This is a genomic window from uncultured Methylobacterium sp. (assembly GCF_964251405.1).
GTDB lineage: Bacteria > Pseudomonadota > Alphaproteobacteria > Rhizobiales > Beijerinckiaceae > Methylobacterium.
In genome coordinates, this window is sequence record NZ_CAXUJR010000036.1 from 19506 (window position 1) to 31822 (window position 12317).

Consider the following 12317-nt stretch of genomic DNA (forward strand, 5'->3'; position numbering starts at 1 on the left):
AGCGGCGATCCATCGAACCCGATACGCCATGATCACGGTTCCCCGAACGCCCGGCCAAGGTTTGCCAGAGCGCGGCCGGGAATTCCAGGGTCCCGTTGACTTGGTGCCTCGTGGAATTGGCGCCTCGCGGAAATCGGCGCCTCGCGGAAATCGGCGCCTCGCGGAAATTGGCGTCTCGCGGAAATCGGCGTCTCGCGAGATCCGTTGCGGCGGCCTGCCGAAGTGCTAGGGTCCTGCCCGGCGCGGCAGGGGATCCGTCGCCGCCGCTGCGAGGTTGAGTGATGTCGGGATCGACAGGGTTCCGGCGGGGTGCCGCCTTTCTCGCACTGGTGATGGTGGGCTTGTCCGGGTCCGCTTGGGCGCAGGCCCCGACGATGCCGGCGGCCCGTCCGGCGGCGGCCAAGCCCGCTCTCCCGCAAAAGACCTTCCTGCGCGAAACCCTTGCCAGCGACGCGGTGCGCCTCGAAGCGGCCCTTCAGGCGGAGGCAAAGGCTGCCGGCGCGACCAAGACCGCCGCGCAATGGCTGGCCGAGGGCGAGGCGCTGATCGAGGCCGAGAAGCCGGCCGAGGCGTTGAAGCCGCTCGCCGCCGCTGTCGCCGGGGCGCCTGCCGACCCGGCCGCCTGGATCGCCTATTCGCGCGCCGCCGCGGCTTTCGCCGAGGACGAGAACAACCGAGACTACACCGCCCGCAGCCGCCTGCGCTCCAACGCCCGCGCCGCCGCCTATCAGGCCTATCTCCGCGCCCGCTCGGCCGATGTGGAGGCCGAGGCGCTGGCCCAGCTCGGCGAGGTCCATGCCGGCTCCTCCGACTGGCGGTCCTCGCTGGAAGCCTACCGCGCCAGCCTGGCGCTCGCCGACGAGGCCTCGGTGCGCGAGACCTACGAGGCCCTGCGGGCGGAGCACGGCTTCCGCATCCTCGACTACAAGGTCGATTCCGACGCCGCTGCCCCGCGGGTCTGCTTCACGTTCTCGGAGAGTCTCGCGGCCAAGACCGATTTCACCCCCTTCGTCGCGGTCTCCGGCAGCGCCAACGCGGCGGTCACGGCCAATGGCCAGCAGCTCTGCGTCGACGGCCTCAAGCACAGCGAGCGCTACGCCTTCGTCCTGCGCCAGGGCCTGCCCTCGGGGGTCGGCGAGACCTTGCTGAAAGCCGCCGATTACGACGTCTATGTCCGCGATCGGTCGCCCCAGGTCCGCTTCACCGGCCGCAACTACGTCCTGCCGCGCACCGGCCAGGCGGGGGTGCCGCTGGTCTCGGTGAATGCGCCCAAGCTCGACGTCGAGGTTCTGCGCATCGGCGACCGCAGCCTGCTGCCGTCGCTGCGCTCGGAGGAGTTCCTGGGCCAGCTCAACGGCGCCACCGCGAAGACCATCGCCGAGCAGAAGGGGCGCAGCGTCTGGAAGGGTGTCCTCGACACTGCCAAGGCCGAGCTGAACCAGGAGGCGATCACCGCCTTCCCGGTCGTCCAGGCGGTCGGCAAGCTCGAGCCCGGCCTCTACATCATGATGGCGCAGGCGAGCGGCACCGCACCGGCGGCCGACGAGGAAGGCGGCTACGAGGCCAAAGCCACGCAATGGTTCGTGGTCTCCGACCTCGGCCTGACGGTGTTCAAGGGCCGCGACGGCGTCCACGTCTTCGCCCGCTCCCTCGCGACGGCCGCTGCGGTGTCAGGCGCCGAGATCCGGCTGGTGGCGCGCAACAACGAGGTCCTGGCCACCGCCCGCACCGACGCCATGGGCCACGCCGCCTTCGATCCGGGCCTCGCACGCGGGGAGGGCGGCATCGCGCCGGGCCTCGTCGTGGCGGAATCGGGCGGCGATTACGGCTTCCTCGACCTCGCCCAATCCGCCTTCGACCTCACCGACCGCGGCGTGAAGGGCCGCCCGGCGCCGGGCGCGGTCGAGGCCTACGTCTTCCCCGAGCGCGGGGTCTACCGCTCCGGCGAGACCGTGAACCTCACGGCCCTCCTTCGCGACGCGCAGGGCGTGGCGCTGGCGAACCTGCCCCTGACGCTGGTCGTCAAGCGCCCCGACGGCGTCGAGTACCGCCGGGTGCAGGTGGCCGATGCCGGGCTGGGCGGCCGCGCCTTGCCGGTCGCCCTGTTGCCGGGCGCCGCCCACGGCACATGGCGCGTCTCCGCCTATACCGACCCGAAGGCCCCGGCGGTGGGGGAGGCGACCTTCCTCGTCGAGGATTACGTGCCCGAGCGCCTGGAGGTGAGCCTGTCGAGCGCGGCGCCCGCCCTGACCAAGGGCGAGCCGGCCCGGATCGCCGTCGCCGCGCGCTACCTCTACGGCGCGCCGGGCGCCGGGCTCGACGTCTCGGGCACGATCCTCGTCCAGGCTGCGGCGGGCAGCGGCATCAAGGGGCTGGAGGGTTTCTCCATCGGCCTCGACGACGAGCGGGTCGAGGCCTCCTCCACCGAGATCGAGGCACGGACCACCACCGATGCCAAGGGCGCGGCCACCCTCGACGTACCGGTTCCCACGCTGGCCGCGCCGCGACCACTCGAAGCAAAGATCACCCTTCAGGTCGGCGAGCCCGGCGGGCGGGCGCTCAGCCGCAGCCTGACCCTGCCGGTCCTGCCCGAGGGGCCGGTCGTGGCCATCCGCAAGGCCTTTTCGGGGGATCTTCCCGAGGGCGGCACCGCCGGTTTCGACGTCGTGATGGCAAGCCCGGACGGGACGCGGCTGTCGCAGCCCGGTGCGACCTGGACGCTCTCCAAGGTCGAGAAGAGCTATCAATGGTACCGCGAGGGCGGCCGCTGGGCCTTCGAGCCGGTGACCGCGACCCGGCGCATCGCCGACGGACGCGTCGATCTGGCCGCGGACCAGGCGGCGCGGGTCTCCCAGGCGGTGAGCTACGGGAACTATCGCCTGGAGGTGCAGGCTCCCGGCAAGCCCGCGGCAACCGCGAGCGTGAGCTTCACGGTCGGCTGGGGCGGCGGCGAGACGGCGGACGTGCCCGATCTCCTCGACCTGCGCCTCGACAAGGCCGCCTATGCTGCCGGCGAGACCATGCGGGTGCGGCTGCAGCCGAAATTCAGCGGAACGGCGACGCTGGCGGTGGTCAGCGACAAGGTTCATGCCCTGCTCGACATCCCCGTCTCGGCATCGGGCACCGATGCGACGATCCCGGTGAAGGCCGAATGGGGCTCCGGCGCCTATCTCGTCGCCACCGCCTACCGCCCTCTCGATCAAGCCGCCAAGCGCCTGCCCGGCCGGGCGCTCGGCCTCGCCTGGTTCTCGGTGGACCGCGACCGGCGCCAGCTCGACGTCACCGTGGAGGCCCCGGCGAAGTCGAGGCCGCGCGAGAACCTCACCCTGCCGATCCGCCTAGCGGGCCTTGGCCCAGGCGAGGAGGCGCGGGTGACGGTGGCGCTCGTCGATGTCGGCATCCTCAACCTGACGCGCTACGAGGCGCCCAACCCCGTCGGCTACTTCTTCGGCCAGAAGGCGCTGGGTCCGGAGATCCGCGACCTCTACGGATACCTCATCGACGGCATGCAGGGGACGCTCGGCGCAATCCGCTCCGGCGGCGACGGCGGCGGTGCCGAACTCGCCGACACGCCCCCGACCCAGGCGCCGCTGGCGCTCCATTCGGGACCCGTGACGGTCGGACCCGATGGCCGCGCCAGCGTCACCTTCCCGCTGCCGGCCTTCAACGGCACCGGCCGGGTCATGGTGACGGCGTGGAGCAAGTCGAGGGTCGGCGCGGCCCAGGCCGACGTGATCATCCGCGATCCCGTGGTGCTCACCGGCACGCTGCCGCGCTTCCTCAATGTCGGCGACCGCTCGCGCTTCTTCGTGGCCATCGACAATGTCGAGGGGCAGGCGGGCGACTACACGGTCGACCTCGACCTCTCCGGCCCGGCGCTGGTCTCGGCCGAGGCCACGCACCGCATTATGCGGCTGGAGGCCGGCGCCAAGGGCTCGCTGGTCATCCCGATCACCGCGGCCGGTCCCGGCCTGACCCGCCTCGACGTGAACCTGACCGGCCCCGGCATCGCCGGCGGCGTCGGCCAGAGCTTCTCGCTCGCCATCGGCCCCGGCACCGGCTCGCTGGTGCGCCGGACCGTGCGTGCCCTGGAGCCGGGCGCCAGCCTGCAGCTCACGAACGCGCTGCTCGCCGACATCCTGCCCGGCACCGGCGCGGTCTCGGTGACCGCCTCGTCACTGGCGGCGCTGGACGTGCCGGCCCTGCTCCAGGCCCTCGATCGCTACCCCTACGGCTGCTCGGAGCAGACCGTGAGCCGCGCGATGCCGCTCCTCTACGTCAATCGCCTCGCGGCCCTCGACCGGCTCGGTCTCGACGACAAGGCCGACGAGCGGGTGCGCCAGGCGATCGACCGCGTGCTCGCCCGCCAGAACGCCTCGGGCGATTTCGGCCTCTGGGCCTCCGACTGGTCGAGCGACACCTGGCTCAACGCCTACGTCACCGACTTCCTGACGCGTGCCCGCGAGCGCGGCTTTCCGGTGCCGCAGACCGCCTTCTCCAACGCCCTCGACCGGCTGCGCAACACGGTGGCCAACACCACCGAGGTCAAGGACGGCGGCATGGACATCGCCTATGCGGCCTACGTGCTCGCACGCAACGGCCGCCCGGTGATGGGGGACCTGCGCTACCTCGCCGACACCAAGCTCGAGGCGTTCTCCACGCCGCTCGGACGCGGCCAGATCGCGGCGGCCTTGGCCTTGCTCGGCGACCGCGGAAGGGCCGTGAAGGCCTTCGATTCGGCGATCTCTGCTCTCAAGGCGTCGGGCGATACCGGTCTCTATCGGGCCGATTACGGATCGCGCCTGCGGGACGGCGCCGGCCTCCTGACCCTCGCGGCCGAGACCGGGCTGACCGCCCAGGCCCTGCAGCCACTGGGTGCGGTCATCACCCAGGAGCGTGCGGCCGGCCGGCCCACCAGCACGCAGGAGAACGCCTGGATGGTGCTCGCCGCGCAGGGCCTCGCCAAGGACGCGGAGGCCCTGAGCTTCCGGGTCGACGACGTCGCGCAATCCGGCGCGCTGACCCGGCTCTATCGCGCGCCCGCCCTCGACGCGAAGCCCGTGACGATCACCAATGACGGCCGGGTCACGGTTCAGACGTCGGTCAGCGTGACCGGGAACCCGATCACCCCCGAACCGGCGGAATCGCGCGGCTACGCGATCGCGCGGACCTATCACCGCCTCGACGGCACGGCCGTCGACCTCGCTCAGGGCCTGCGCCAGAACGACCGGCTCGTCGTGGTCCTCAAGGTCACGGAGGCCAAGGCCAGCGCCGGGCGGCTCCTGCTTGTGGACCGCCTGCCGGCGGGGCTCGAGATCGACAACCCGAAGCTCCTCGATGCCGATGCGCTCACCGGGCTGGGCTTTGCCAAGAGCGAGGTGGCGCCCGTCCATACCGAGTTCCGCGACGACCGCTTCGTGGCCGCCTTCGACCGCACCCCGGAGCAATCCGCGTTCTTCGGCGCGGCCTACACGGTGCGGGTCGTCTCGCCGGGCTCTTACGTCCACCCGGCCGCGGTCATCGAGGACATGTACCGCCCCGACCGCTTCGGCCGCACCGCGTTCGGCACGGTCGAGGTGACGGCGAAGTAGAGGTGGGCACGTGGCATCTCCCCTCCCCCTTGCGGGGAGGGGTAGGGGGGTGGGGGTGGTTCCGCTGGCCTCCGCAGCGGGTCACCCAGCCACCCCCACCTCCAACTCCTCCCCGCAAGGGGGAGGAGAGACGCGCGATTCGTGCGGGCACGGTCGCTTGGGGACTAAGCATCCTCGCCGTAGCGGTGATCCTCCTCCCCGCTCTCGCCTTCTCGCGCGTCGTCGCCACCCTCCCGCCCCTCGACCTCACCCCATCCACCCAGCGCTCCACGATCGTCCTCGACAGGGACGGGCGGCTCCTGCGCCCCTACGCCACCGCCGATGGACGCTGGCGCCTGCCGCTCACGGCCGGCGAGGTCGATCCGCGCATGATCGCCATGCTCCTCGCCTACGAGGACCGGCGCTTTGCCGACCACCACGGCGTCGATCCGGCCGCGACCCTGCGGGCCGCCTGGCAATGGCTGTCGAGCGGCCGCATCGTGTCCGGAGGCTCGACCCTGTCGATGCAGGTCGCCCGCCTCGTCGAGCCGCGGCCCGAGCGCTCGCTCGGCGCCAAGCTCCGGCAGATGGTCCGGGCAATCGAACTCGAACGCCGCCTCGGCAAGGCCGGATTGCTCGACCTCTACCTCACGCTCGCCCCCTACGGGGGCCCGGTGGAGGGCCTGCGTGCGGCAAGCCTGGGCTATTTCGGCCGCGAGCCGGCCCGCCTCTCCTTCGCGGAGGCAGCCCTCCTCGTGAGCCTGCCGCAATCGCCCGAGACACGCCGGCCCGACCGCTCCCCCGAACGTGCCCGGCTTGCGCGGGACCGCGTTCTCGACCGGGTCGCCGCCAAAGGGGTGATCACCCGGGCCGAAGCCGAGGCCGCCAAGGCCGAACCGGTGCCCGCCCTGCGAAAGCCTTTCCCGATGCTGGCCGCCCACGCGGCCGATGCGGCTCTGGCGGCGGGCCCTACGGCGCCGGTCCTGCGCCTGACCATCGACGGGCGGCTGCAGGCGAGCCTGGAGGCTCTGGCGGCCGAACGGGCCGTTGCGGTCGGTCCTGGAATCTCCGCCGCGATCCTCGCCATCGACAACGCCACGGGCGCCGTCGTCGCGCAGGTCGGCAGTCCCGGCTACACCGATGCCACCCGCATGGGCGCCATCGACATGACCGGCGCCATCCGCTCGCCGGGATCCGCGCTCAAGCCCTTCATCTACGCGCTGGCCTTCGAGGGCGGCACCGCCCATCCCGAGACCCTGCTCGAGGACCGGCCGGTGCGCTTTGCCGGCTCCTATGCGCCCGAGAACTTCGACCTCGGCTATCAGGGCATCGTCACGGCGCGGCGCGCCCTCCAGCTCTCCCTCAACGTGCCGGCCGTGGACCTGCTGGAGGTCGTGGGTGCTGCCCGCTTCGTCGCCCGGCTGCGAGCCGCGGGCGCGCGGATCGAGCTGCCCCGCGACACCGCTCCCGGTCTGCCGGTGGCGCTCGGCGGCCTCGGGATCACGCTCGCCGACACCGCCCGCCTGTTCTCGGGGTTGGCCCGCGGCGGCAACGTTCCGGTCCTTCTGCGTCGCGTCGGCGAGGCCCCGGCAGCCGACAGCCGCATCGCCGAGCCGGTGGCGGCCTCCTACGTCGCCGACATCCTGCGCGGCGCGCCGCCGCCCGAGAATGCCCTGCCCAATCGCATCGCCTACAAGACCGGCACCTCCTACGGCTATCGCGACGCCGTGGCGGTCGGGTTCGATCGGCGGGTCACCATCGCGGTCTGGGTCGGGCGGCCGGACGGCAACGCCGTGCCCGGCCTCGTCGGGCGCGTGGTCGCCGCCCCGATCCTGTTCGATGCCTTCGCCCGCTACGGCGGCGAGCCCGAGCCCGTGCGGCTCGACCGCGAGGCGCTGGTCGCCACGACCCTCGCGTTGCCCCCGCCCTTGCGCCACATCCGGAAGGACGCCCCCAAGAGCTTTGCCGCCAGCCAGGGAGCGGCCCTGCGCATCGCCTACCCGCCGGACGGCGCGCGCATCGACCTCGGGCTGGCCGAGCCCGGCTCCGCCTCGCCCCTCGCCCTCAAGGCGCTCGGCGGCGCGCTGCCGCTGACCTGGATGGTCAACAGCCTGCCGGTCACCGACAGCACCCGGCGGCAATCGGCCTGGATGCCCGACGGGGCGGGTTTCGCCCGCATCTCGGTGATGGATGCCTCGGGTGCCAGCGACAGCGTGGTGGTGCGGCTGGAATAGAGGCGCCACCCCGCGGGCGGCCTCATCCCTCGAACCGCCAGACCTGGCTCCGCTTGATCTCGGCATCCTCCAACGCCCGGCTCACCGGCACCTCGTAGGCCGCGAGCGCCGTGAGCCGGTCGCGCGGGAGGTAGGCCCGGCCCGGGTCGCCGAGCAGCACCGTGGCGCCTCTCGCGTGGAGGCCGCCGAGCCAGTCCGTCACCCGGGCGGCGATGTCGCGCTCGTAGAAGATGTCGGCGGCCAGCACCACGGCCTCGCCCGGATCGCTCCCGACGAGGTCGGCCTGCACGGCCTTGATCCGCTCGGCCACGCCGTTGGCCGCGGCGTTGAGGCCGATCGCATGCAGCGCGAAAGGGTCGAGGTCGCTCGCCGTCACGCGCTCGGCCCCCGCCATTGCCGCCGCGATGGCGACCAAACCCGAGCCCGACGCGAAATCGAGGACCCGGCGCCCGGCTACGACCTCGGGGTTGTCGAGGACGTAGCGGGCCAGCGCCTGGCCGCCCGCCCAGGCGAACGCCCAGAACGGCGGCGGCAGGCCGATCTCCGCCAGCTCGTCCTCGGTCTTCTGCCAGAGGGCGGTGGCCTCGTCGGCGACATGCAGCACGATCTCGGGCGCATGCGGCACCGGCAACAGGCGGGTGTTGGCCCGGATGAAGGCGAGCGCGTCGTCGGCCGCGATCATGCGGCGCCGAGCTCGCCGTAGATCGCGCAGACCGCCCGCGTCACGGCGGCCTCGGTGAAGTCGCCGCTCTCGACCCGGGTGCGCGCCGCGCCCCCCATCCCGGCGACGAGGGCGGGATCGGCGCAGAGCCGCGCCAGGGCGGCCGCCAGGGCCGCCGGATCGTCGGGGGGAACGACGAGCCCGTCGATGCCGTCGCGCACGAGGTCATGGCAGCCGGGCACGTCGGTGGTCAGGAGCGCGCGGCCGCAGGCGGCCGCCTCGAGCAATGTCCGCGGCAGGCCCTCGCCGCCGCGCGATGGCAGGCAGCCGACGTGATGGACGGCCCAGACGCCTGCGACGTCGGTGGTCGCCCCGTGCCAGGCGATGCCGTCACGGCTCCACTCGCGCAGGGTCGCCTCGGGGATCGCGCGCCGGTTCGACGGATCGGGCGCGCCGTAGAGGGAAAGCTCCACGGCCGCGCCCTCGGCGCGGGCGCGGCGCACCGCCTCCACGGCCGTGTCGATGCCCTTCGACCACAACATACGGGCGACGACCGCGACGCGCAGCGGCGGCATCGCCGGCAAGGGCGCGACCGGATAGGCGGCCGGGTCGATGCCGGCGCCGCCCACGATGGTGACACCGGTATCGGCGGGGTCGAGGCCGAGCGCCCTGGCGTCGGCCGGGTTCTCGAACAGGAACCGCGTTTTTCGCGATGACAGCGGCCCCCGGATGAGGTGGCGCAGCGCCAGGCGCGCCATCCGGCCGGCCCGGTCCTGTCGGGCGCCGATGAGGCCGAGGCCGGTGAGCGCGTAGACCCGGGCCTGGATACCCGCCATCGCGGCGGCGGTGCCGCCGACGAGGATGCCCCTCAAGGCGACGCAATGGACGATGTCGGCCTGCAGTGCCTTCAGGATCGCGGCGAGCTGCCCCGCCGCATAGCCCGCCGCCATCGGGTTCAGGCTCGATCGCTCGGCCTCGAGGTGCACGACGCGGGCGCCGATGGCCTCGATGACCGCCCGGTGGTCCCGCACTCGCGTCACCACGGCCACGATCATCCCCTTCGCGACCGCCGCGCGGGCCATCGGCAGGAAGTGCGAGGCGAAGAACCAATCCTCGGTGACGACGTAGACGAGCCGTGTGGGCGGGGCGGGAATGGGTTGATCCATGATGGGCTGATCCATGGGACGGCGTGTAGCATGGAAGCCGGAGGAACAGCCTGCCGGACGCCTCCGTTGACGCCCGCCAGAGAAGAAGATCACGACGGGAACAGGGAGGCCGGCCATGCCTGGGCAGTGCGACGAGAGCGACTCGGCCGGCGTCGCCGATCCGCGCGAGGCCGCTGCGGAAGCGGGCCTCGTCTACGTCGACGATTCGCGCCCCGGCTTCACCCGGCGCAGGAGCGGCACCGGCTTCGGCTACCGCGACACCAAGGGCGCGCCGATCCGCGATCCGGCCGTGATCAAGCGCATCCGCTCGCTGGCGATCCCCCCGGCTTATACCGACGTGTGGATCTGCCCCCGCGCCAACGGCCACATCCAGGCGACGGGCCGCGACGCCAAGGGGCGCAAGCAGTACCGCTATCATCCCGACTTCCGACAGGCGCGGGACGCGACCAAGTTCGGCCGCATCATGGCGTTTGCCGATGCACTGCCGCGCATCCGCGCCCGCGTCGACCGTGACATGTCCCTGCGCGGACTGCCCCGCGACAAGGTGCTGGCCACCGTGGTCCACCTTCTGGAGACGACGCTGATCCGGGTGGGCAACGACGACTACGCCCGCACCAACAAGAGCTATGGGCTCACCACCCTCAAGGACCCGCACGTGAAGATCGAGGGGGCCGAGCTCAAGTTCCGCTTCAGGGGCAAGAGCGGCCAGACCTGGAACCTGTCGCTCAAGGACCGGCGCGTCGCCCGGATCGTCAAGGCCTGCCAGGACCTGCCGGGCCAGGAGCTGTTCCAGTATCTCGACGAGGACGGCGCGCGCCGCGACGTCACCTCGGCCGACGTCAACGCCTACCTGCGCGAGGTCACCGGCGAGGAGATCACCGCCAAGGATTTCCGGACCTGGGCCGGCACGGTGCTGGCGGCCCTCGCGTTGCGGGAATTCGAGGCCTTCGACAGCCAGGCCAAGGCCAAGACGAACCTGCGCGCGGCCATCGAGCGGGTCGCCGCCCGGCTCGGCAACACCCCCACCGTCTGTCGCTCCTGCTACATCCATCCGCAGGTGCTCGACTGCTATGTCGAGGGCGCTCTGCTGCTCCAGGTCAAGGATGCGGTCGAGGACGAGCTGCGCGAGGATCTCGGCCGCCTGACGCCCGAGGAAGCCGCAGTGCTCGGCCTGCTCCAGTCCCGGTTGTCCAAGGACGATGCGGGAACGGGCAGTCCCGCCAAGCCTCCCGCGGCGCGACGTGGGAGGCGCCAGTCGTCGGCTGCGCCCGGCGCGCCGTCCAAGCCTGCGCGCAGGAATGCCGTCTCGGAGGCCGAGGACAGGGCCACACGCTGAAGGCTTCCCGGCTCAGTAATGGGCGGAGGCGTCGAGGGTCGTCCGCAGGCCACCCAGCACCGGGTCGACATGGGCGCGGCGCGGGGTCTCGGCGTCCATCACCGGCGCAAGCCCGAGCTTGCGCGCCAGGGCGACGAGGTCCTTGAGCCGCCCGGTCTGGGTCTTGCGGCGCAGGTTGAGCCGATGGGTCTCGACGGTGCGCACGCTGAGGCTGAGCCGGCGGGCGACCTCCTTGTTGCTGAATCCAGCGCTGAGGAAGCGCAGGATCTCGGCTTCCCGGGGCGTCAGCCCATCGGCGAGCTCGGTGCCGCGAGACGCGATGTCGGGGGCCGGGGCGGTCCCGACCTGGATCAAGCCGAGCAGTGCGGCGCAGACCTCGCGCGGGGACGCCTGCCGGGCCACGACAGCGTCGGTTCCCGCCGCGAGGAGGGCGCGCAGGGCCTCGCCGTCGAGGGATTGGAAGGCGAGCAGCACCTTCAGGTCCGCTCGGCGCTGCTTGAGCGAAGCGATCCGCGCAATGGTCGATGTGAGGCCTGTATCGGGCAAGACCACGAGAGCGACGACGCATTCCCCGGCGCAAGCCCCGAGATCGCCTTCACCGACCGTGTGCAGGGCCGGCTCGTGCTCCAGCGTGGCGCGGAGGGACGAGTCCAGTGTTTCGGACTCGTCGATGATCAGGACTCCAACTGCTGCGGACATGCCGCTCCCCTTCTTCTTGTCCCGTCGCGAGACGTCGCGACCGGGATGGAGGGGTGATGATCAAGACTCGTTCCACGAGGGGTTGAAGGTCTATTGGCGTGAACGGGGACAGGAAAGATGATGAATCCGCCACGACTCGACGCGATTTGGTCAGGGACTCGGCGAATACAAAGTTCGATTGGCAGAATCCGGCTATTCGGCCTTCGCTATCTGCCTCGCGCCGGGACGCGCGGCATCCCGAACTGGGTCGATCGTCGTTTCGAAGGCGACGCGGCTGCCGCGTCATGGACTGCGGGCGGGAAGGGAGGTCATCCGTGCCGCCGTCCGATAAGGAGACGGCCGAGGTCCATGGCGCGCACCCGCTGCGTGTCTTCGACGGCGACAAGGCTCCCGCCTCGATGCAGCCAACGTGGTGTCTTTCTTCAAGGATGATGCTCGCCGGCAGGATAAGGCTTGCCAAGCCGAAACGGAGGTCTTAGACACCGCCTCCGACCGGCACGGCACCGAACAGCCCGCCCGTCGCACCGCGCGCCCGTAGCTCAGCTGGATAGAGCACCAGACTACGAATCTGGGGGTCAGGAGTTCGAATCTCTTCGGGCGCGCCAATCAACTCGTTGTTACGCATGAACGTTTCCCACCGGTGCTCTGGGC

Annotated in this window: 6 protein-coding genes and 1 tRNA gene; 4 read left to right on the forward strand and 3 right to left on the reverse strand. The window is 71.8% G+C overall.

Annotation, left to right across the window (positions count from 1 at the left end; genetic code table 11):
• The first annotated feature begins 281 nt into the window (after positions 1-281).
• The gene (locus ACFE7U_RS09005) at positions 282-5591 is read left to right on the forward strand and encodes an alpha-2-macroglobulin (protein ID WP_375409381.1); all 5310 of its coding nucleotides are present in this window, start codon (positions 282-284) and stop codon (positions 5589-5591) included.
• 137 nt (positions 5592-5728) lie between these two features.
• Positions 5729-7804: a penicillin-binding protein 1C gene (gene pbpC, locus ACFE7U_RS09010; RefSeq protein ID WP_375409388.1), complete on the forward strand. Its 2076-nt coding sequence runs from the start codon at positions 5729-5731 to the stop codon at positions 7802-7804.
• Positions 7805-7826: 22 nt separating this feature from the next.
• Here the strand turns inward: pbpC and ACFE7U_RS09015 are convergent, their stop codons facing one another.
• Complete coding sequence (locus ACFE7U_RS09015; RefSeq protein WP_375409382.1) at positions 7827-8486, reverse strand: methyltransferase; 660 nt, start codon at positions 8484-8486, stop codon at positions 7827-7829.
• The gene (locus ACFE7U_RS09020; protein WP_375409383.1) at positions 8483-9631 is read right to left on the reverse strand and encodes a glycosyltransferase; all 1149 of its coding nucleotides are present in this window, start codon (positions 9629-9631) and stop codon (positions 8483-8485) included. Before ACFE7U_RS09020 ends, ACFE7U_RS09015 begins: the two co-directional genes overlap by 4 nt.
• A 115-nt stretch (positions 9632-9746) precedes the next feature.
• On the opposite strand from ACFE7U_RS09020, the gene ACFE7U_RS09025 reads away from it, so the two are divergent.
• Positions 9747-10967: a DNA topoisomerase IB gene (locus tag ACFE7U_RS09025; RefSeq protein ID WP_375409384.1), complete on the forward strand. Its 1221-nt coding sequence runs from the start codon at positions 9747-9749 to the stop codon at positions 10965-10967.
• 12 nt (positions 10968-10979) lie between these two features.
• Here ACFE7U_RS09025 and ACFE7U_RS09030 read toward each other — a convergent pair whose 3' ends face one another.
• Positions 10980-11666: a LuxR C-terminal-related transcriptional regulator gene (locus tag ACFE7U_RS09030; protein ID WP_375409385.1), complete on the reverse strand. Its 687-nt coding sequence runs from the start codon at positions 11664-11666 to the stop codon at positions 10980-10982.
• Positions 11667-12194: 528 nt separating this feature from the next.
• Here ACFE7U_RS09030 and ACFE7U_RS09035 point away from each other — a divergent pair.
• Positions 12195-12271: transfer RNA gene (locus ACFE7U_RS09035), tRNA-Arg, on the forward strand.
• Positions 12272-12317 lie beyond the last annotated feature (46 nt).